This is a genomic window from Lacicoccus alkaliphilus DSM 16010, from assembly GCF_900142805.1.
Lineage (GTDB): Bacteria > Bacillota > Bacilli > Staphylococcales > Salinicoccaceae > Lacicoccus > Lacicoccus alkaliphilus.
Genome location: NZ_FRCF01000002.1, coordinates 1 through 20684 on the forward strand (window position 1 = coordinate 1; position 20684 = coordinate 20684).

A 20684-nucleotide genomic window follows, 5' to 3' on the forward strand; every position below is an offset into this window, starting at 1 on the left:
CGGGATAAGTGCTGAAAGCATCTAAGCATGAAGCCCCCCTCAAGATGAGATTTCCCCATTAGATCCCTCAGAGACGATGAGGTGGATAGGTTCGGCGTGTAAGTGTGGCGACACATGCAGCGGACGAATACTAATCGATCGATGACTTATTCAAAGATTTGTACCGTGTAGAGGGTTTTTTACACGATGTTGCTTGGCTTCTATATGGTTTTGAATGTACATTGCATTCAAATTGTCTGGTGGCAATGGCGGAGAGGCCACACCTGTTCCCATGCCGAACACAGCCGTTAAGCTCTCCAGCGCCGATGGTAGTTGGACTGACGTCCCGTTAGAGTAGGACGCCGCCAGGCAATTTCATTTTCATTAAATACTCAGTACTTATCATATCGGAGAATTAGCTCAGCTGGGAGAGCATCTGCCTTACAAGCAGAGGGTCGGCGGTTCGAACCCGTCATTCTCCACCATTTATGCCGGCCTAGCTCAATTGGTAGAGCAACTGACTTGTAATCAGTAGGTTGGGGGTTCAAGTCCTCTGGCCGGCACCATTTATTAGCATGAGCCATTAGCTCAGTTGGTAGAGCATCTGACTTTTAATCAGAGGGTCAGAGGTTCGAATCCTCTATGGCTCACCATGCGCGGGTGTGGTGGAACTGGCAGACACGCTAGATTTAGGATCTAGTGCCTTCAGGGCGTGGGGGTTCGACTCCCTTCACCCGCACCATTAAAATTGTATAGGCGGAAGTAGTTCAGTGGTAGAACATCACCTTGCCAAGGTGGGGGTCGCGGGTTCGAATCCCGTCTTCCGCTCCATATAATATTCAATCATGTCTTTATACTTAGCCGGGGTGGCGGAATTGGCAGACGCACAGGACTTAAAATCCTGCGGTAAGTGATTACCGTACCGGTTCGATTCCGGTCCTCGGCACCATATATATCTCAACTTATGCGCCCGTAGCTCAATTGGATAGAGCGTCTGACTACGGATCAGAAGGCTAGGGGTTCAAGTCCTCTCGGGCGCGCTTAATTTACGGGAAGTAGCTCAGCTTGGTAGAGCACTTGGTTTGGGACCAAGGGGTCGCAGGTTCGAATCCTGTCTTCCCGACTTGATTCACATTATAATGGGGGCTTAGCTCAGCTGGGAGAGCGCCTGCCTTGCACGCAGGAGGTCAGCGGTTCGATCCCGCTAGTCTCCACCATTATTAAATTATTGAGTTTACCTTGGCGGTGTAGCTCAGCTGGCTAGAGCGCACGGTTCATACCCGTGAGGTCGGGGGTTCGATCCCCTCCGCCGCCATTAAGGACCTTTAGCTCAGTTGGTCAGAGCAAACGGCTCATAACCGTTGGGTCGCAGGTTCGAGTCCTGCAAGGTCCACCATATTTTCAATTGCATTTCATACGGAGGAATACCCAAGTTCGGCTGAAGGGATCGGTCTTGAAAACCGACAGGGGCTTAACGGCCCGCGGGGGTTCGAATCCCTCTTCCTCCGCCATTTTTATTCTAATATCATTATCGCGGGATGGAGCAGTGGTAGCTCGTCGGGCTCATAACCCGGAGGTCGTTGGTTCAAATCCAACTCCCGCAATACTTTTTAGTGGTCCCGTGGTGTAGCGGTTAACATGCCTGCCTGTCACGCAGGAGATCGCGGGTTCAATTCCCGTCGGGACCGCCATTTTTTAATTACATAAGCAGGTCCAGTAGCTCAGTCGGTAGAGCAAAGGATTGAAAATCCTTGTGTCGGCGGTTCGATTCCGTCCTGGACCACCTTTCAATAGGCCGGCCTAGCTCAATTGGTAGAGCAACTGACTTGTAATCAGTAGGTTGGGGGTTCAAGTCCTCTGGCCGGCACCATTATGGAGGGGTAGCGAAGTGGCTAAACGCGGCGGACTGTAAATCCGCTCCTTCGGGTTCGGCAGTTCGAATCTGCCCCCCTCCATTTTAGGGGTATAGTTCAATGGTAGAATAGAGGTCTCCAAAACCTTTGATGTGGGTTCGATTCCTACTACCCCTGCCATGGCGATCGTGGCGAAGTGGTTAACGCACCGGATTGTGGCTCCGGCATTCGTGGGTTCGATTCCCATCGGTCGCCCCATTTATTGGGCTGTAGCCAAGCGGTAAGGCAACGGGTTTTGGTCTCGTCATGCAAAGGTTCGAATCCTTTCAGCCCAGTTTTTTGGCGCCATAGCCAAGTGGTAAGGCCGAGGACTGCAAATCCTCTATCACCGGTTCAAATCCGGTTGGCGCCTTAGGAATTCCTTATATTAAGCGGAAGTAGTTCAGTGCTTAGAACATGCTTCTTCCTGAAGCAAGACATAGGTTCAAATCCTATCTTCCGCTCCATTTTATTATATTTTGTTTCATTAATTAAATTGATTGTTATAAACCGGCCGGTTGCTTTTGCAGCCGGCTTTTTTGTGTTGAAATTCATTTTGTACGAAAAAAGACCCTTGAAGATGACTTCTTCAAGGGTAGTAGTACCACCAGCCGGGGTCGAACCGGCACGGCCTTAACGGCCATCGGATTTTGAGTCCGACGCGTCTGCCAATTCCGCCATGGTGGCATCTCAATATTTTTAAGCAACAATAGAATTATACCCCATCATTGAGGAAGAAGTCAATAGGTTTCTAGGGGTATTTAAAATTTTACTTAGAGGATTTGTTATTAAAAATTCGATCAAAATAATGTGTTCCGCTGCGATTTATGTTATATTGTAAACAATTGTTTGTTATATAAACAAGTGTTTACAAAAGGAGGTGCAACGATGAATAAGAACGAACAGATCGTGCTTTCAAATATAAAAGAAAATCCGTTCATTTCACAGCAGGAGCTTTCAGAAAAAGTGGGGTTGTCGCGCTCAGCAGTCGCAAACATCATTTCCGGACTGATCAGGAAAGAATATGTCCAGGGCAAGGCTTATGTGCTCAATGACGAGTATCCAATCGTCTGTATCGGGGCTGCGAACATCGACCGCAAGTTTTATGTCACGGACCGGCTGATCCACGGTACATCCAATCCGATCGAATCGACGAAGTCCGTCGGCGGGGTGGCGAGGAACATAGCCGAGAATCTGGGACGCCTCTCCCAGGATGTCACACTGCTCACGGCATGCGGTGTGGACAGTGAATGGGAGGCCATCAAATCACTGAGTTCACCTTTCATCAACCTGGACTACGTGCATCAGATCAGCAATAAAAGTACAGGTTCATACACCGCCTTGATCAGCGGTACTGGCGATATGGAATACGGTTTTGCTGATATGGCGGTTTATGACGATCTGACTCCTGAAGTGCTGATCCAGAACACATATATATTAAAGCATGCGAAGTGCATCATCGCGGACCTGAACATTCCCAGGGCCTCGCTCGAATTTTTATGTGCTTACGCAGAAAAGCAGGACATAAAAGTCGTTTTGATCCCGGTGTCCGGCCCTAAAATGAAGCATCTGCCGCACAATCTTCATGCAGTCGACTGGATGATCGTCAACCGTGATGAAACTGAAGCGTATTTCGATTTGTCCATCCAGAATGAGGACGATTTGCTGGAAGGCTCCCGCAGATGGAATGATGCCGGCGTCGAACATGTCATCGTCACAAACGGATCCAAATCACTGGCTTACAGTTCGAGCGGTGGGTCCGCCCTGTATGAGATAGATGAATCTTCAGATGTTGTTGATGTCACCGGAGCGGGTGATGCGTTCTCTGCAGCGGTGATATACGGCTGGTTGAAGGGTATGGGTATTGAAGACACCATCAGACTCGGGATGATCAACAGCAGAAAAACGATAGAAACAAGTTATACAGTCAGGCAGGACCTGGATGAACATCAATTAATCAAAAATTTGGAGGAAGTCAAATGAAACAATATTTAAGCATAACTGAAGAAGTGCAGAAAGCACTTGACGAAAATAAACCTGTAGTCGCATTGGAATCCACCATCATCTCCCACGGCATGCCCTATCCGCAGAATGTGGAAATGGCAAAAGAAGTGGAACAGATTGTGCGGGATAATGGCGCAGTCCCGGCAACAATTGCCATCATCGAAGGCAAAATCAAGATCGGCCTGAACGACGAAGAACTCGAGGTCCTTGCGAAGACGGAAGGTGTCGCGAAAGTTTCCAGGCGCGATATGGCACAGGTGGTCGCCACTAAGCAGTTGGGGGCGACGACGGTGGCCTCGACCATGATTTGTGCAGAGATGGCCGGCATACGTTTCTTCGTCACAGGCGGCATCGGCGGGGTGCACCGGGGCGTTGGGGAAACGATGGATATATCCGCAGACCTTGATGAACTGGCTCAGACGAATGTTGTGGTCATCTGTGCAGGGGCCAAATCGATCCTCGATCTGGATAAGACGATGGAGTACCTTGAAACCAAAGGGGTGCCGGTGATCGGTTACAGAACTGATGAACTGCCTGCTTTCTTCACACGCGAGAGCGGCATCAAGCTGAATGCTACGAGTGAGACGGTGGAAGAGATAGCGGAGATCGCAAGAGTCAAATATGACTTGAACCTGGATGGCGGCATCGTCGTGGCGAACCCGATTCCGGAAAAAGACGCGATGGACCGGGAGTATATCGACGGAGTCATCAGTGAAGCTGTGCGGGAAGCACAGGTAAAAGGCATACATGGAAAAGACTCGACACCGTTCCTGCTCGGGAAAGTCGTGGAATCGACCGAAGGGAAGAGCCTCGAGACGAATATCAGCCTTGTTAAGAACAATGCGGAAGTCGGCACACGAATCGCCGTCAGTTACCACAAATAAATTCATTAAACATGTAACAATTGTGTGACAAGATGTTATAATCAACCATATATCATATCTGTGATTAGAGGAGATTGGTTATGGGTAAAAACGTTACAATTGTTATCGAATACGGTATTCAAGGTGAGAGCATGATCAAACATGCCCTTGAGCTGGTGCATGAGGATGATAACCTTAATATCCTTCTCGTTGACATTAGTTCCGAAGATTTGAAGTATAACAAGGAAGTCGACTTCCAACTGATCAAAAACCGTGCCGAAGAATTGGATTGTAATCTAGAGATCATTGAATCTGCACCCAAGCATGCATTTGAAAAAGCAGTTCAATATGCCCAGAAGAAGAAGACGGACCATCTGATCATCGGTGAAGACAGGGAACAGCTGATGGATCTGATTTTACAGGGTTCGTTGTCCAGCTATATAATGACCAGGATGCCTGAGACCTATTTATCTTTCATACCATTCAACCTTGCGGTTGACAATGACTTCTTTGAATATGCGTCAGGCAAGAGGGTGTTCCTTAAAAAAGTGGACGGCACCTGCAGGATCGTCGACAATATCAATAATGACTACGATTATGAAGCCGTATATTACAAATCGAATTACACTGATTTCGAAACGGGCATCATATACATTTATGTCGGCGATAAATTGATGGAACGTAAAATTACAGAAGGCGAAGTAGAAGATTTCTGATCAAAATACCCTAAACCTTTCAAACTGATGAGGTTTAGGGTATTTTTGTATTATACAAGGTGAGAAGGGATGAGCGCATGACAAACTTTATAAAGTATTTGAACATCAAACTGAAAGACGGCCATTTATATTATATCAGCGACGAGACCGGGAAGCGTGAGCTTCATAAATACAATCTTGCAGATTCTTCATCGGCACAGGTGACGAACGAAGTGCAGAATGTTAAAAATTACTGGTTCGTCAATGACCATCTGATGATTTCAACCGACTATAACGGCAATGAGCGCGAACAGCTGAAACTTGCGGAAGAGGAATTGGAACTCACATATGCACCGGATTATTATCATCATTACGGCACATATATGGACGGGCATCTTTTTTATTTCAGGAATCATCAGGAAAAAAGTGAATTTGAATTGTGCAGGTCTGATTTGAAGGGTGAGAGCGGGATCATCAGATCTTTTCAAAACCCCACTAAAATCATTTCAAAATTTCAGGACAACCAGCTGCTGCTCAGCCAGGATGTGACGAACATCGATTCACAGCTCTACTTATATGATATTGTGGCTGATGAAATGGAGAAACTGCCCTTCCCGGAAGGGCGATTCAAAAACTATCATTCCATGGGGGAAGATGCAGCCATCTTCGTCAGTGATTTCAACAACGGTTACATGAACCTTTACTCATTGGATAAAAACACGTGGGCATATGAACGGCTGACCGATTTCAACTGGAATGTGGAGCATCTCATACTGGACGGGGGCACAGCTTATCTGACGCTGAATGTGAATGGATATTCCACCCTTTATGAATATGAGATTGAAAACGGAAGGCTGACACCGCTCGAGATCCTGACGGACGGTGTCATCCATTCAATGAAAAAAGAGCAGGGCGGACTGTATATCCTTTACTCCTCAATGTCAGAACCCCATTCTTTTTACAAGTATGATATCGGATCGGGCACGCTTGAAAAGATGTTCGGCAACAGCCCGGCCGATACGCCTGTCGAGACGGCGGCGGACACCTATGTATCATTCGATGCACTCGATGTGCCCTACTATCTGTATAAGCAGCCGGGTGAAAATGTCCGGACCGTCATCCACATACATGGCGGACCGGAGTCACAGGCGCGGCCTGAGTTCAACGAATTGTATTACAAACTCTATGAGGCGGGTTATCAGATTGCGGTGCCCAATATCAGGGGGAGTACAGGCTACCACAAATTCTATATCGGGCTGGATGATCAGCTGAAGCGTCTGGATGCGCTCGAAGATATCGTTCATTTGAGGACGCATCTTATAGAACGGGAAAGTGCAGACCCCGATAATGTATTCATCATGGGCAGAAGTTACGGTGGGTTCATGACGCTGATGGCCATGACCCAATATCCGGATTTATGGAAAGGTGCAGTGGACATCGTCGGCATCTCCCATTTGCGGACGCTGCTTCAGAACACCTCCAAATGGCGCAGGCATCTGCGATCCCATGAATACGGATTCATCGGGACGCATGATGATTTCTTTGAAGCGACGGCACCGCTCGAAAACATCCAAAGGGAGATGCCGCCGCTCAGAATCTTCCATTCCAAATATGATGTGCGAGTGCCTTTCAGCGAGTCGGATCAAATGTATGGCAGAATGAAGCGTAAGGGCAGGGATGTAGATTTTGTCGCTTATGAAAATGAAGGCCATCAGTATATGCACACTGAAAACATCGATGATATGAATGGTGAAATCGTAAACTTCTTCAATGGTCTGAGCCGGGAAAAATAAAAATTATCTAGAATTTGAGATTTATTAAGTTTGTTACTTGCTTTTTGTAACCAAGTGCTTTATTATAAATATATGTTAAAAAATAATAAAGATATCACGGAGGTTTTTAATAATGACTAAGTTTGTAGCAGATAATTTCCACTCAGAAGTCGAATTTTCAGTTAAACACATGATGGTGACTAAAGTTAAAGGCACTTTCGAGGAGTACTCCATTGAAATTGAAGCAGATTCAATCGAAGATTTCGAAAATGCGAGCCTTAAAGCGACGGCGAAACCGGCAACGATCAACACAGGCGTCGGCGACCGTGACGGACACCTGCAGTCGGAAGATTTCTTCGATGCTGAAAATTATCCTGAGATCACTTTCACTTCAAACAATATCGAAAAATCCGGTGATTCCTTCAAAGTGACCGGTGACCTGACGATCAGGGACATCACGAAAGAAGAAACAATCGTCATGGAGTATAACGGCCAGGGGACGGACCCGATGAGCGGTGACACTGTATATGGCTTTGAAGGTGATTTCGCAATCAACCGTGAAGATTACGGCCTGACATGGAACCAATCACTTGAAACAGGCGGTGTCCTTGTAAGCAGGGACGTCAAAGTGAACCTTGAACTGCAGTTCAGGGAAGAAAAATAAGCAGGCATTTACTTTACCACACCCCCGGGGTGTGGTATTTTCATTTTTAAGAAGCTTTTAAAAATACGGATTGCCGGAGGTTGAATATGAATCAGGAAGAGATCATCAGTTCAGTCAAAGATTATGTCAAAGATTTTCACAAGGGAGATTCGACGGGACATGACTTCCATCATGTGATGAGGGTCTACAGGAATGCAATGCAGATACAGAAGAGTGCCGGCGGCGATGCGTTCATCATCAGGATTGCAAGCCTGCTCCATGACACGATAGATGATAAGCTGAATGGCAGCCAGGATGCGGTTGAAGATACAAGGCGCTACCTGCGGGATTTTTCAATGGAAGAAGCGGTGGTGGAGAGGATACTCTATGCCATGCAGGCGGTCTCCTACAAAGGCGGGAATAATGCATTCAAAGTGAGGAACATCGAGGATGAAGTCGTCCAGGATGCGGACCGTCTGGATGCGATGGGGGCCATCGGGATTGCGAGGACATTCATATACGGCGGTGCTAAAAACCATGAAATATACGATCCCGGAGCCGGGGCGAGGGAAGATATGACACTAGAGGAATACCGCGAAGAAAATACGATGATCAACCATTTTCATGAAAAGCTTTTGAAGCTGAGGGACTTGATGCATACCGATGCGGCAAAAGAACTCGCCGCTGCACGTCATCAGTTCATGGAAGCGTACCTTGAGCAGTTCCATGCTGAATGGCAGGGGGAGCGCTGATCACTCCCGCCATTCATTCAACGCACGCACGACTTCGGCGAGCGGCAGACCGACAACGGTGTTATAGTCACCGTGAATCTCCCTGACCAGCACAGCGCCCTGGCTTTGGATGCCGTAAGCCCCGGCTTTATCCAGATGATCGCCGTACTGCAAGTAACTGTCGATTTCTTCATCGGTCAATTCATAAAATGTCACATCGGTTTTTGAAATGATGAATTCTTCTTCATGCTGCGATCGGAGCATGCAGCCGGTTAAGACCTGGTGCGTCGCACCGCTCAAACTTCTGATCATTTCGCGTGCATGGGCCAGATCCTTCGGCTTTTCGTATATGATCCCATCCTTTGAAACGACGGTGTCCGCTGTCAGGATGACTTCGGAATCATGTAATGCCGTGCTGTATGACTTTAATTCCGAAAGCACCTTTACTTTTTCAACCGGGTCTGTTATGTTTACTCTTGATTCGTCTGTCTGCTGTTCGCGCAGTTCAAATTTTATATTGACCTGATTCAGGAGATCCCTTCTGCGGGGCGAAGATGAAGCTAAAATCAATTTCATATAAACATCCTTTTTTATTATATTATTACATATTTAAAGATCGCTCACATGTTCCAGGCGTCAGCCTTAATTGAGTGATACGATGTTTAATTGAACAGTGACTTGAGAGGTGGAAACGATGAGAGTGGAACTCACTAAGTTCCGGGTGAAAGAAGGAAAAAGCAAACGCGTGGATGAATGGATCGAGTACATCCATGAAAACATGGATGATGTACTCCTGAACCTTGAAGGAGAGCGGATGTACGTCGAGACGATTTTCCGTGAAGCATTCAACAATGTCGAGTATTTATACTGGTACAGCGTCCAGGATGATCAGGCGGGTGACGACGACGGGCTCACATCACCTGAGATCGATAAAAGGCATCTCGAGTTTTTCGAAGAATGCATCGACCGGACTTTCCGCCCGGAGGACATGACAGCAGCTGTGACAATGATTCCATACCGCATAAGAAAAGCGATGGAAAGTGCTGACTAGAAATTCGAATAGTGATAAGTTAAGGGCAGACGAAAAGTCTGCTCTTTTTATTTCGGGAGGGGGAGAACGATGAATGAGAAGGTTTTAAAAAGTTTGAAGGCAGCAACTGAAGTATTTTGGAAAAATGAAGGATATATGGAATATGAAGCGGTGAAGCCGGGCAATGCATTCACTATGCAGGATATTGAAGCGGCGGAAGACAGGCTCCTTAAATTCGCGCCGCTCATCGAAAAGCTTTTTCCTGAGACGGAGGGGGACGCAGGCATCATCGAATCACCCGTCGAACGACCGGCCGGCATGCAGCAGTACCTTGACGAGGTGCATGGCTTGGAGTTGAAAGGCCGCCTGCATATAAAAAGGGATGATATACTGCCGATTTCCGGATCGGTGAAAGCCCGTGGCGGGATATATGAAATACTGACGTTTGCCGAAATACTCGCGGCAGATCATGAGCTGATCGATGCGGGGGAGGACTATTCCCAATTCGCCGGGGGGCGTTTCAAAGAAGTGTTTTCCCGGTACACCATCGTCTGTGCCTCTACAGGCAACCTGGGTCTGAGCATCGGCATCATGAGTGCCAAACTCGGGTTTAAAGTGAACATCCATATGTCCACTGATGCCAAGGAATGGAAAAAGAAGATGCTCCGTGAATATGGTGTAAACGTCATTGAGCATATGGATGATTACAGCCATGCTGTGACGGTAGGCAGGGAAGAAGCGATGAGGCGGGACGATTTTTATTTTGTGGATGATGAAGACTCGGTGACGCTGTTTCTTGGGTATGCGGTGAGTGCGCTGAGGCTGAAAGGCCAGCTCGTAGAAGCGGGCATCGAAGTCAGTGCTGAACATCCGTTATATGTTTACCTGCCGTGCGGCGTAGGCGGGGCGCCCGGCGGCATCACATTTGGTTTGAAGGAAGTCTTCGGTGGTCATGTACATCCTGTTTTTGCGGAGCCGACGCACTCGCCGTGCATGATGCTCGGGGTGATGAGCGGGCGCCATGATGAAATCTCCGTGCGTGATATCGGGCTTGATAATGTGACGATCGCAGACGGACTTGCGGTCGGACGGGCCTCAAAATTCATCGGCAAGACTGTGGAAAATATGATTGCCGGGTTCTACACCGTACAGGACGATGAGCTCTACAGGCTGCTGACGAAATTGTGGGACGAGGAAAAGATGAAGCTTGAGCCGTCGGCACTTGCCGGCATGACCGGTGCCTACAGGCTGCAGGAGGCACTCCCGGATTTCCCTGCCGGTACCCATCTGGTGTGGTCGACGGGTGGAAACATGGTGCCGGATGAAGTGTGGCGGAAAGATTATGAAGCGGGGCAGGCGCTGCTTAAAGATGAGTGATTGAGGCTTTCCGGATGGAAGCTTGCAAGAAGCTGAATCCGTCTGAAGTATGGTGGTGAAAACGGATAGAGACCGGTGTTATTTCTGCTCTGTCAGGATTTTCACACGAAAAACGGAAGGCGCCTCAGGTTGAAGGGCAACTGTCCGGAATAATGTTCAATATTCGGATGGAAGCTGAAATTAGTGACGCTCTGTCAGGTTTTTCAAATAAAAAACGGACAGAACCTGCATGTTTCAGGATGCTGTCCGGAAATTAAAGCAGGGGGGATCAAATGAAGTTTATTGCAGCGATGGACTCTTTCAAGGGGAGCCTGTCATCGCTTGAAGCGAACGAGGCTGTCAGAAAAGGGATAAAAACCATATTCGAAGATGCAGACATCCGCACTTTCCCCATGGCGGACGGCGGCGAGGGCACGATTGATGCGCTGATCGACGGTCTCGGCGGGGAAATCAGATCAAGAGGAGTCAACGGCCCGCTTGGGGATCAAGTCAATGCCCGTTACGGCTTTGTGGATAAAGAAAATCTCGCCGTCATCGAAATCGCTGAGGCATGCGGTTTGACACTGCTGAGCCGGGTCCGGCTGGACCCCGGGAAAGCGACGACATACGGCATCGGTGAGTTGATCAGTCATGCTTATGATGATGGTGCGAGGACATTCATCATCGGTCTTGGCGGCAGCGCGACGAATGACGGCGGCGTGGGAATGCTTCAGGCGATGGGTTATGACTTTCTTGATCAGGCCGGCAATCCGGTGGGGTTTGGCGGCGCTGCCCTTTCAAATATCCATAAAGTCATCAAAACAGAAGCGGCATTCAAATTCGATGACTGTAATTTCAGTGTGGCATGCGATGTGAATAATCCCCTTTATGGATCGAACGGCGCGACATATGTCTTCGGTCCCCAAAAGGGTGTGACTGAGGAATCATTACCCGATTTGGATGATGCGATGAAGCATTATGCTGAAGTCACCGAAGCGCAGATGGGCATCGACATAGCATCGGTTGAAGGAGGCGGTGCCGCAGGAGGACTGGGTGCTGCATTTTACGGTTACCTGGATGCCCGACTCGAACCCGGGATCCGGCTGGTCATTGGTCTGCTTGATCTGGAGAGTGAGATTAAAGATGCAGACCTGGTCATCACCGGGGAAGGACGGCTGGATGCGCAGACTGCGATGGGCAAAGTCCCCTCAGGTATCGCAAAGACGGCTGAGAAACACGAAGTGCCGGTCATTGCGTTCGGCGGCAGCGTCACGGATAGCGCCTATGAATTGACGGCGGATGAGATGAGCGCAATATTTTCCATCCAGCACACGCCGATGTCTCTCGAAGAGGCGATGGACAGCGGGCTCACCCGCTTCAATCTGGAGAAGACCGTGAGCCAGGTGATATCGGTGCTCGCGATGAATCATACAAAAAAATTCCCCGGCAATTAAAGCCGGGGAATTTTCATCTTTCGGCCCTCAATATTTCGGGCTGGGGATTTTTATTCAACTGCTCATCTGAATCTTCATCTTCTTTCACACGCATGAGCCTCATTCCATTGAGTGCGACTAAAATAGTGGCGCCCATGTCCGAAAGGATGGCGATCCAGAGTGTCAGCCATCCGGGGATGACCAGCAGCAGGGCAATCAGCTTGATGCCGATGGCAAAAGCGATATTCGCTTTGATGATGTTCAAAGTTTTCCGGCTGAGCTTAATGGTGAACGGCAGTTTCTTCAGATCATCACCCATTAAGGCGACATCCGCCGTTTCAAGGGCTGTATCGGTGCCGGCGCCGCCCATGGCAATGCCGACTGTGGAAGCGGCCAGTGCAGGCGCATCGTTGACGCCGTCTCCAACCATCCCCACATGCTCATATTCGGATTTCAACTGCCTGATCACTTCCAGCTTATCCTGGGGCAGCAGTTCGTATTGAACATCACTCACGCCGACATGGCCACCGATTGCACTGGCAGTATCACGGTTATCGCCAGTCAGCATCACGCTCTTTTTAATACCGGCATCATGCAGCTTCCGAATCACTGCCCTGCTTGATTCGCGTACCTCATCTGCAACCGCAATGATTGCCTGGAGGGTGTCCCCGGTGCCTGCAATCATGACCGTCTTCCCTTGCTCCTGAAGCGCTTTGACATCCCTTTCGATCTTATCGGAGAAAGCGGGCGGCTGTATTTCCTTAAATAACGCCATGTTACCGATATAATACGTCTCACCATTGATCATGCCGCGTATCCCTTTTCCTGTAATGGAAGAAAAATTTTCCACAGTGAGAGACGAGTAAGAAACGTTCTCTGTGTCCGCTTCCTTGACGATGGCTGAAGCCAAAGGGTGCTGGGAGCGGGATTCCAGTACTGAGATGATGGCCAGCATTTCTTTTTCATCCGCATCATCATTTATCAGTCGGTAATCCGTCACGATCGGCACGCCTTTAGTGAGTGTGCCTGTTTTATCAAAGGCGATGGCCTTCAATCCGCCCAACTGTTCGAGATGGACACCGCCCTTTATAAGGATTCCTTTTTTGGCGGCATTTCCAATTGCGGAAACGATGGATATCGGTGTGGAAATCACCAATGCACACGGGCAGCCGACGACGAGGACAGCAAGCCCCTGGTAGACCCACACCGACCAGCCGGCTCCGAAGAATAATGGTGGCACTATCGCCACCAGCACTGCGACACCCATGATTGCGGGTGTGTAGTATTTTGCGAATTTATCAATGAAGGCCTGGGCGGGTGCGCGTTCCCCCTGGGCTTCTTCAACCAGGTGGACAATTTTGGCGATCGTCGTATCCTCGACCAATTTGGTGATTTTGACTTCCAGCAGGCCTTCTTCGTTCAGGGTGCCTGCAAACACTTCGTCCTCCACCGATTTTTCAACCGGGACCGACTCGCCTGTGATGGCTGCCTGGTTGACGGCAGAGTATCCATCGACGATCACGCCATCCATTGCGATTTTCTGTCCCGGCTTGACGACCATGATGTCACCGACTTCAATATCATTGACGTGAACCTTCATTTCCTGTCCGTTCCGCTTGATGAGTGCCTCTTTAGGCGCGATGTTCATAAGTGAACTGATGGACTGCCTTGCACGTTCCATCGAGAACCGTTCCAAAGCATCACTGATGGCGAAGAGGATGACGACGATCGCCACCTCAGCCCATTCCCCAATGATGACACCGCCGATGACCGCCACTGTCATGAGGGTTCTCATATCAAACTCCAACCGGGCGAGGTTCTTAAGCCCTGTCTTCAGCATTGAAGCCCCGCCGACGAGCATTGAAGCGATGAACAGCAGCGGTGTGAGGATATTGTCATTGCCATTCACAAACATGGAAATGAAGCCGAAGATCAGGAATGCCAGCGAGTAGAGCAGGGTGCTGTGTTTTTTATGAAACGGGACAGGTGTTCCCTCTTCCTGTATGTTTTCTTTGCGGATTTTCTCAGGCACCACCTTGAGGTTTTCAAACGCACCTGCTTCTTCGAGTTCTTCAATGGTCGCATTCCCGTAGACCGAGATTTTGGAAGCGCCAAAATTCACTTTCGCATCACGGACTGCGGGTAATTTCCTGACATTACCTTCAAACTTGCCTGCACAGTTTGCACAGGAGAATCCTTCGACACGGTAGACGCTTTTTTCCTCCTCAGTCAGCTCTGCAATTCCCTCAGGCATTGGCGGTCACTTCTTTCCTATGTATTAGAGCAATCATCATGATCTGCCTGACATGGTCATCTTCAATTGAATAAAAGGCGAGTTTGCCTTCTTTCCTGAAAGTGACGATGCCCTGTTTGTAGAGGGTCCGCAGATGATGGGAGGCGTTGGCCACCGTCACGCCGAGAATATTTGCGATATCGCAGACACATAACTCCGCCTCCTGGCACAGGGCGTAGGTGATCTTCGCCCTGTTCACATCCGCGATGGATTTGAGCATTTGCGAGACACCTGAAATATCAACGGTTTCCAAATCTTCCTGTATGCGGTTGACCTTCTGTTCGTCATAACAAAAAATTTCACAAGCATCTTTACTGCCCATAATGCACCTCTCATTCAAGTATTCATTTGAATATAGTATAATACACCTAACCTTCTTCATTCAAGCTGATATTTGAATGGTGAAATAAAGCGCGGTCTTAAAGGCAGGCTTGACATTTTTTGATTACAGGTATAAACTATAGTTAATAAGATTACAATTGTAATCTATAGGAGGGATGAAAGATGAATCGACACGATTTCAAAATCACAGCTTCCGAATGGGAAGTCATGCGCACCGTCTGGGCACAGGGGCAGGTGACCAGCAGGATGATTATAGAAGTGCTGCAGCGAAAAAAAGAGTGGGGTGCAGCCACAATTAAAACCTTTATCGGAAGGCTCGTTAAAAAAGGGATGCTTACGACGGAAAAAGAAGGAAAGAAATTTTTGTATTCTGCGACTATCGGTGAGGATGAATTCATCAGGAAAACTTTGGATGAAATATTCGAAAATATTTGTGATAAGGATAATGGGCGTACGATTGCAGCCCTGATTGAAAAATCGCTTTTGAGTCATGAAGATATAGACCGGCTGGAAAGAATGTTGGAGATGAAGAAAAAAGAGGCTGTGGAAGAAGTGCCGTGCAGCTGTACACCAGGACAGTGCAGATGCGAAGTTTCATAATTTTTTTAAATATAATAATACCCCTACTGGGTATATATCAGGAATGAGGGATGAACATGCCAGAACATGATCACAAACATCACCGTCACCATGAAAATGATCATCATGATAACCACAACGCTCATGACCACCATGAAGAACACGATACTGCTGATGACCAAGTCGGCCATGCCGCTCATGATGATCAGATCGAGCACACCACCCATGAGGGTCACCACACGCACCATCATCATGGAGATTTCAAGAAGAAATTCTTCGTATCACTGATTTTCGCAGTGCCGATCATTTTCCTTGCTCCAATGATGGGGATTGAACTTCCGTTCCAATTTACGTTCCCCGGCTCTGACTGGCTGGTACTGGTGCTTGCAACAATCCTTTACTTCTACGGCGGCCAGCCTTTCATAAGTGGTGCAAAGGAAGAGTTGAAAGCCCGTAAACCGGGCATGATGACGCTGATCACCATGGGCATTTCCGTTGCATATTTCTACAGCCTGTATGCATTCTATATGAATCATTTCGGGGCCCCGGATGCCCATACGATGGATTTCTTCTGGGAGCTGGCAACTTTGATCATCATCATGCTGCTGGGCCACTGGATTGAGATGAATGCTGTGGGCAAGGCAGGGGATGCACTCAAAAAAATGGCGGAACTGCTTCCGAGCACTGCCGTGATCGTTGAAGAGGACGGCAGTACGAGGGAAGTCGAACTTTCCGAAGTGAATGAAGGTGACGTCGTACAGGTGAACGCAGGGGATAATATTCCGACTGACGGTATCATCATCACCGGCCGCACTTCGGTGGATGAGTCACTTGTTACAGGAGAATCACGGAATGTCGAGAAGGCGGTCGATGATTCTGTCATCGGCGGTTCGGTGAACGGGTCCGGCACCATTAACGTAAAAGTGACGGGTACCGGGGAGAGCAGTTATCTGTCGCAGGTCATGGGGCTTGTGAGCCGGGCTCAAAGTGATAAGTCGCGCGCCGAACTGCTGGCCAACAGGATTGCAGGGTATTTATTCTACTTCGCACTCAGTGTAGGCCTGGTTTCATTCGTTGTATGGATGATGATTGCAAGTGATATGGATTTCGCCCTTGAGAGGCTGGTGACGGTACTGGTCATCGCATGTCCACATGCGCTTGGGCTTGCAATTCCACTTGTCACTGCACGGTCAACTTCCATTGGTGCAAGAAACGGTCTGATTGTGAAGAACCGTGAATCCCTTGAAACGGCCAGGAAGCTGGACGTCGTCATGATGGATAAGACAGGCACGCTCACAGAAGGCAACTTCGCAGTGAACCACTTCGAAAGCTTCAATGATCAGCATTCTGATGAAGAAATATTGGGATTCATAGCAGCGATGGAGAAAAGTTCGAGCCATCCGCTGGCATTGGGCATACTGGATAAGGCAGCAGAAAAAGGCATCGACATCCCGCAGGCGGAAGATATCAACAATATCCCCGGCATCGGACTGGAAGGTAGAATTGCCGGCAAGGATATGAAGATCACCAGTGTCTCCTATCTCGATAATAACGGCATAAATTATGACAGGGCACAGTTTGAATCCCTTGCAGGCAGCGGAAATTCAGTCAGCTTCCTGGTCATTGAGGGTGAAAACAGCGGCATCGTCGCACAGGGCGACCAGATCAAATCAAGCTCCAAAGGTATGGTCAAAGATCTGCTTGACCGCGGCATCGAACCGGTCATGCTGACAGGAGACAACAGGCAGGTGGCCGAAGCGGTCGCAGAAGAGCTGGGCATCAGTACGGTACACGCACAGATGATGCCTGAAGATAAAGAGGAAATGATAAAAACGTATCAAAATGAGGGGAAGAAAGTGATGATGGTCGGGGACGGCCTCAATGATGCGCCAAGTCTCGTACGGGCGGACATCGGGGTGGCAATCGGTGCCGGTACGGATGTCGCGGTTGAATCCGGCGACGTCATACTGGTCAAGAGTGAACCGTCGGATATCATGAACTTCCTGTCATTGTCTGAGAGGACGATGAAGAAGACAGTGCAGAACCTGTGGCTCGGGGCAGGGTATAATATACTGGCAGTCCCGCTTGCAGCAGGTGTGCTCGCTGGAGCCGGCCTCATCCTCTCACCGGCCGTCGGTGCCATACTGATGTCGATCAGCACAGTCGTTGTTGCGCTGAATGCAATGACGCTGAGGTTGGACTGATTAATTTAAACAGGTCTCAGGCCGAATCGGTTTGAGAACTGTTTTTTTATGTTTTTTGAACCCGGGAAATCCCGCTGATATGTTATAATGATAGGCATTAAAAACCATAAAGAAACCATTATAAATTACATATCATATATGGAATTCATATTGAAGGGAGGGGAAAATAATCATGGACCGTAATGAATTCAAGCAAAAAGTGATTGATTATGCCCACAGCATCGGCATCGACGATATCGGCTTCACGCATGCCGAGCCGTTTTTGGAATATAAGGCGAAGCTCATCGATTACCTGGACAAGGGATATGCGTCTGGTTTTGAAAAAGGCAGCGTGGAAGAGCGCACGAACCCGAAAGCGAGCCTGCCGGGCGCGAAAAGCATCATCGCCATCGCCGTCGGGTATCCGAATAAACTTCCGGATGCGCCGAAGGGCAGGAAGGGCAGCCGGCGGGGGATGTTTGCCCGTGCTTCATGGGGAATGGATTACCACGAACTGCTGAACAGGCGCCTCGATAAGCTTGAAGCCTACATCAAATCCATCGACCCAGGGATTGAGACGAAATCGATGGTGGACACGGGAGTGCTCAGTGACCGTGAAGTGGCGCGGCGAAGCGGCCTCGGGTACATCGGCAAGAACGGCTTCGTCATCAACCCGGAACTCGGGACCTACACTTATCTCGGCGAAATGATCGTAAGCTATCCGTTCCCGCCGGACGAGGAACTGATCGACTCATGCGGAGACTGCAACATCTGTGTCGACCGCTGCCCCACAGGGGCGCTCGTCGGCAACGGACAGCTCGACTCCAACAAGTGCATCTCCTTCCTGACCCAGATAAAGGGCTGGATGCCGGACGAGTACCGTCATAAGATCGGCAACCGCTTATACGGCTGCGATACATGCCAGCAGGTGTGTCCGAGGAACAAGGGCATCAATACAGATCACCATGAAGATATCGTCCTCGAACCGGAAATATTGAAGCCGGAGCTGGAACCGCTCCTTGAGATATCCAACAGGGAATTCAAAGAGAAGTACGGCCATCTTGCAGGTGTCTGGAGAGGGAAGAAGCCGATCCAGAGAAATGCTATAATCGCCTTGGCACATTTTAAAGAAGAATCTGCAGTGGACACTTTGAAGCGTGTTGCGGAAAACGATCCCCGTCCGGTGATCAAGGGCACCGCCTACTGGGCGATTGGCCAGATCCAGGGCAGTGATGCCGCCGGGTACATCCATGAAAGATATCCGCATGAACAGGATGCGGAAGTGAAAGAGGAAATGCTGAAAGGCATCCAGGAAGTCAGTCATTAGAAAGGGAAAGGTCATGCCAAATCATATCGTATTATTTCAACCGGAAATACCACAGAATACAGGAAACATTGCACGGACATGTGCAGCAACGAACACAACACTCCATCTGATCAAGCCGCTCGGTTTCAGCGTTGAAGAAAAGATGGTCAGGCGGGCGGGTCTGGATTACTGGGAGTATGTGGATATTTTCTATTATGATTCCATAGAAATATTTTTTGACCAGAACCCCGGCAATTATTATATGCTTTCAAAATTTGGCAAAAAAGCACATTCGGATATGGATTACTCGGATCCGGAGGAAAACCATTATTTCGTCTTCGGCCGTGAGACAACCGGATTGCCGGAGTGGGTCAGGGAAAAATATGAGGATACGCTGCTCAGGGTGCCGATGACAGGGAACGTCAGGTCTTTGAACTTGGCAAATACGGCAACTATGTTAGTATATGAAGCATTGAGGCAACAAAATTATCCGGAACTTATATAGGAGGCGCACGAATCAATGACGCAATATGATGTAATCAACTTGTTGAAGAACCACCGTTCAATCCGTAAATTCACCGAAGAGAAATTATCCGATGAAACGATCAGGATGCTCGTCGAAGCGGCACAGAGCGCCAGCACTTCAAGTTACGTCCAGGCTTATACGATCATCGGGGTGACGGATCCTGAAAAGAAGAAAGCATTGAAGGAAATCAGCACCCAGCCCTATGTCGAGAACAACGGGCATTTATTCGTCTTCATTGCAGACTACAGAAGGCACAGGGATCTGTCGGAAGAAAAAGAGGCGCCGATCAACTTCCATCTGACGGAGCAGTTCATCGTCGGCACCGTCGATGCGGCACTCGCGGCACAGAATCTGGCCGTTGCGGCTGAAAGCATCGGGCTCGGCATCTGTTACATCGGTTCGCTGAGGAATGATATGGCGAAAGTGATCGAGATACTGGAGCTGCCTGAAGGCACGTTCCCGCTCTTCGGTATGGTGGCGGGCCATCCGGCACACGAAGGCAGTGTGAAGGAACGCCTGCCGTTTGAAGCGGTGTATCACGAGAACACTTATCAGCATCTTGATGAAACGAAAGAGGAAATCGAAGATTATGACGAACGTGTAAGCGCGTATTACAAAGAACGTACAGGCGGCAAACGGGATGATTCCTGGAGCGACCAGGTGGTCGGCATGCTCAATAAGAAGCAGCGCCTGGATGTTGATGAAGTCGTTAAAAAGCAGGGGTTCCTGGGGCAGTAAAAAATATATGCGGAGATTTCAATCATTCACCGAAGAGGGATGTTGCAATCACTATTCCGGATTTTGTTCGCAGGTGGTGCATTACTCACATTCTTCATTTTGACCGAATATAAATGAAAAAGGACGACTTCAGATCAATTCATTTGAAGTCGTCCTTTTCTTATTACAATTTATTTTCTACTTAACTATAATAAGGTTTTTAATTGCTTACTTCTTTTAATTCGTAAAGTTGAGAGATAACTTTTGGAAAGGTTGCGAAATAGGGGCGAGGATTCGCAACTCTGAGCTGAAATCCACCCAAACGTCTCGAAAAAATGCC

The 20684-nt window shown here is 48.6% G+C and carries 17 protein-coding genes, 23 tRNA genes and 2 rRNA genes; 38 read left to right on the forward strand and 4 right to left on the reverse strand.

All coding sequences use genetic code 11. From position 1 onward, the window contains the following. From BUA12_RS00010 to BUA12_RS00125, 24 genes are all read left to right on the forward strand, one after another. Nucleotides 1-154, forward strand: a 23S ribosomal RNA gene (locus BUA12_RS00010); the annotation flags it as partial. 81 nt (nt 155-235) lie between these two features. Then, nucleotides 236-350 (forward strand): 5S ribosomal RNA (gene rrf / locus BUA12_RS00015). 38 nt (nt 351-388) lie between these two features. Further along, nucleotides 389-464, forward strand: a tRNA-Val gene (locus BUA12_RS00020). 5 nt (nt 465-469) lie between these two features. Further along, nucleotides 470-545: transfer RNA gene (locus BUA12_RS00025), tRNA-Thr, on the forward strand. A gap of 11 nt (nt 546-556) precedes the next feature. Then, nucleotides 557-632: transfer RNA gene (locus BUA12_RS00030), tRNA-Lys, on the forward strand. A 3-nt stretch (nt 633-635) separates the two neighbouring features. Then, nucleotides 636-721: transfer RNA gene (locus BUA12_RS00035), tRNA-Leu, on the forward strand. Between the two features lie 14 nt (nt 722-735). Next, nucleotides 736-810 (forward strand) — tRNA-Gly (locus BUA12_RS00040). A 29-nt stretch (nt 811-839) separates the two neighbouring features. Continuing rightward, nucleotides 840-928: transfer RNA gene (locus tag BUA12_RS00045), tRNA-Leu, on the forward strand. Nucleotides 929-945: 17 nt separating this feature from the next. Next, nucleotides 946-1019 (forward strand) — tRNA-Arg (locus BUA12_RS00050). Nucleotides 1020-1028: 9 nt separating this feature from the next. Then, nucleotides 1029-1102 (forward strand) — tRNA-Pro (locus BUA12_RS00055). Nucleotides 1103-1120: 18 nt separating this feature from the next. Continuing rightward, nucleotides 1121-1196: transfer RNA gene (locus BUA12_RS00060), tRNA-Ala, on the forward strand. Nucleotides 1197-1220: 24 nt separating this feature from the next. Continuing rightward, a tRNA-Met gene (locus BUA12_RS00065) sits at nt 1221-1294 on the forward strand. Nucleotides 1295-1298: 4 nt separating this feature from the next. Further along, nucleotides 1299-1375 (forward strand) — tRNA-Ile (locus BUA12_RS00070). A 22-nt stretch (nt 1376-1397) separates the two neighbouring features. Beyond that, a tRNA-Ser gene (locus tag BUA12_RS00075) sits at nt 1398-1490 on the forward strand. A gap of 21 nt (nt 1491-1511) precedes the next feature. Then, nucleotides 1512-1583: transfer RNA gene (locus BUA12_RS00080), tRNA-Met, on the forward strand. An 11-nt stretch (nt 1584-1594) separates the two neighbouring features. After that, nucleotides 1595-1670, forward strand: a tRNA-Asp gene (locus BUA12_RS00085). 19 nt (nt 1671-1689) lie between these two features. Next, nucleotides 1690-1762 (forward strand) — tRNA-Phe (locus BUA12_RS00090). Nucleotides 1763-1773: 11 nt separating this feature from the next. Next, nucleotides 1774-1849 (forward strand) — tRNA-Thr (locus tag BUA12_RS00095). 4 nt (nt 1850-1853) lie between these two features. Next, nucleotides 1854-1934, forward strand: a tRNA-Tyr gene (locus BUA12_RS00100). 4 nt (nt 1935-1938) lie between these two features. Further along, nucleotides 1939-2012, forward strand: a tRNA-Trp gene (locus BUA12_RS00105). Nucleotides 2013-2014: 2 nt separating this feature from the next. After that, nucleotides 2015-2090 (forward strand) — tRNA-His (locus BUA12_RS00110). Between the two features lie 5 nt (nt 2091-2095). Then, nucleotides 2096-2167, forward strand: a tRNA-Gln gene (locus tag BUA12_RS00115). A gap of 6 nt (nt 2168-2173) precedes the next feature. Continuing rightward, nucleotides 2174-2244: transfer RNA gene (locus BUA12_RS00120), tRNA-Cys, on the forward strand. Between the two features lie 19 nt (nt 2245-2263). Beyond that, a tRNA-OTHER gene (locus BUA12_RS00125) sits at nt 2264-2338 on the forward strand. Between the two features lie 135 nt (nt 2339-2473). Here BUA12_RS00125 and BUA12_RS00130 read toward each other — a convergent pair. Continuing rightward, nucleotides 2474-2558 (reverse strand) — tRNA-Leu (locus BUA12_RS00130). Between the two features lie 201 nt (nt 2559-2759). On the opposite strand from BUA12_RS00130, the gene BUA12_RS00135 reads away from it, so the two are divergent. The 6 genes from BUA12_RS00135 to BUA12_RS00160 all read left to right on the forward strand — a co-directional run bounded on the left by BUA12_RS00135 (nt 2760) and on the right by BUA12_RS00160 (nt 8600). After that, nucleotides 2760-3854: a carbohydrate kinase gene (locus BUA12_RS00135; RefSeq protein ID WP_072707170.1), complete on the forward strand. Its 1095-nt coding sequence runs from the start codon at nt 2760-2762 to the stop codon at nt 3852-3854. After that, on the forward strand, nt 3851-4759 hold the full coding sequence (locus tag BUA12_RS00140; protein WP_072707172.1) for a pseudouridine-5'-phosphate glycosidase: 909 nt from the start codon (nt 3851-3853) through the stop codon (nt 4757-4759). Before BUA12_RS00135 ends, BUA12_RS00140 begins: the two co-directional genes overlap by 4 nt. Before the next feature lie 80 nt (nt 4760-4839). Further along, entirely contained in the window at nt 4840-5454 is a 615-nt protein-coding gene (locus BUA12_RS00145; protein WP_072707173.1) for a hypothetical protein, read from the forward strand. A gap of 77 nt (nt 5455-5531) precedes the next feature. Further along, complete coding sequence (locus tag BUA12_RS00150) at nt 5532-7226, forward strand: S9 family peptidase (protein ID WP_072707174.1); 1695 nt, start codon at nt 5532-5534, stop codon at nt 7224-7226. 112 nt (nt 7227-7338) lie between these two features. Continuing rightward, nucleotides 7339-7869, forward strand: coding sequence for a YceI family protein (locus BUA12_RS00155; protein ID WP_072707175.1), 531 nt, complete (start codon nt 7339-7341; stop codon nt 7867-7869). Between the two features lie 86 nt (nt 7870-7955). Beyond that, entirely contained in the window at nt 7956-8600 is a 645-nt protein-coding gene (locus BUA12_RS00160) for an HD domain-containing protein (RefSeq protein ID WP_072707176.1), read from the forward strand. Here the strand turns inward: BUA12_RS00160 and BUA12_RS00165 are convergent, their stop codons facing one another. After that, nucleotides 8601-9155: a Maf family protein gene (locus BUA12_RS00165; RefSeq protein WP_072707177.1), complete on the reverse strand. Its 555-nt coding sequence runs from the start codon at nt 9153-9155 to the stop codon at nt 8601-8603. Between the two features lie 118 nt (nt 9156-9273). Between BUA12_RS00165 and BUA12_RS00170 the strand changes: the two genes are divergently transcribed. The 3 genes from BUA12_RS00170 (at nt 9274) to BUA12_RS00180 (ending at nt 12419) form a co-directional block, all read left to right on the forward strand. Next, nucleotides 9274-9630, forward strand: a complete 357-nt coding sequence (locus tag BUA12_RS00170; RefSeq protein WP_072707178.1) for a DUF6176 family protein — start codon at nt 9274-9276, stop codon at nt 9628-9630. A 69-nt stretch (nt 9631-9699) separates the two neighbouring features. Beyond that, the gene (dsdA, locus tag BUA12_RS00175) at nt 9700-10986 is read left to right on the forward strand and encodes a D-serine ammonia-lyase (protein WP_072707179.1); all 1287 of its coding nucleotides are present in this window, start codon (nt 9700-9702) and stop codon (nt 10984-10986) included. Nucleotides 10987-11258: 272 nt separating this feature from the next. Further along, nucleotides 11259-12419, forward strand: coding sequence for a glycerate kinase family protein (locus tag BUA12_RS00180; RefSeq protein WP_072707180.1), 1161 nt, complete (start codon nt 11259-11261; stop codon nt 12417-12419). Nucleotides 12420-12432: 13 nt separating this feature from the next. On the opposite strand, the gene BUA12_RS00185 is transcribed toward BUA12_RS00180, so the two are convergent. After that, the gene (locus BUA12_RS00185; protein WP_072707181.1) at nt 12433-14652 is read right to left on the reverse strand and encodes a heavy metal translocating P-type ATPase; all 2220 of its coding nucleotides are present in this window, start codon (nt 14650-14652) and stop codon (nt 12433-12435) included. Next, nucleotides 14645-15013, reverse strand: a complete 369-nt coding sequence (locus BUA12_RS00190; RefSeq protein ID WP_072707182.1) for an ArsR/SmtB family transcription factor — start codon at nt 15011-15013, stop codon at nt 14645-14647. Before BUA12_RS00190 ends, BUA12_RS00185 begins: the two co-directional genes overlap by 8 nt. A gap of 182 nt (nt 15014-15195) precedes the next feature. Here BUA12_RS00190 and BUA12_RS00195 point away from each other — a divergent pair, with 182 nt between their 5' ends. The 5 genes from BUA12_RS00195 (at nt 15196) to nfsA (ending at nt 20365) form a co-directional block, all read left to right on the forward strand. After that, a complete protein-coding gene (locus BUA12_RS00195; RefSeq protein ID WP_072707184.1) occupies nt 15196-15633 on the forward strand; it encodes a CopY/TcrY family copper transport repressor in 438 nt (145 codons plus the stop codon). A gap of 50 nt (nt 15634-15683) precedes the next feature. Further along, on the forward strand, nt 15684-17816 hold the full coding sequence (locus tag BUA12_RS00200) for a heavy metal translocating P-type ATPase (RefSeq protein WP_415735720.1): 2133 nt from the start codon (nt 15684-15686) through the stop codon (nt 17814-17816). 172 nt (nt 17817-17988) lie between these two features. Beyond that, on the forward strand, nt 17989-19122 hold the full coding sequence (gene queG / locus BUA12_RS00205) for a tRNA epoxyqueuosine(34) reductase QueG (protein ID WP_072707188.1): 1134 nt from the start codon (nt 17989-17991) through the stop codon (nt 19120-19122). Nucleotides 19123-19135: 13 nt separating this feature from the next. Continuing rightward, complete coding sequence (gene trmL, locus BUA12_RS00210; protein ID WP_072707190.1) at nt 19136-19606, forward strand: tRNA (uridine(34)/cytosine(34)/5-carboxymethylaminomethyluridine(34)-2'-O)-methyltransferase TrmL; 471 nt, start codon at nt 19136-19138, stop codon at nt 19604-19606. Between the two features lie 15 nt (nt 19607-19621). Continuing rightward, complete coding sequence (gene nfsA / locus BUA12_RS00215) at nt 19622-20365, forward strand: oxygen-insensitive NADPH nitroreductase (RefSeq protein WP_072707192.1); 744 nt, start codon at nt 19622-19624, stop codon at nt 20363-20365. The last annotated feature ends 319 nt before the right edge of the window (nt 20366-20684 follow it).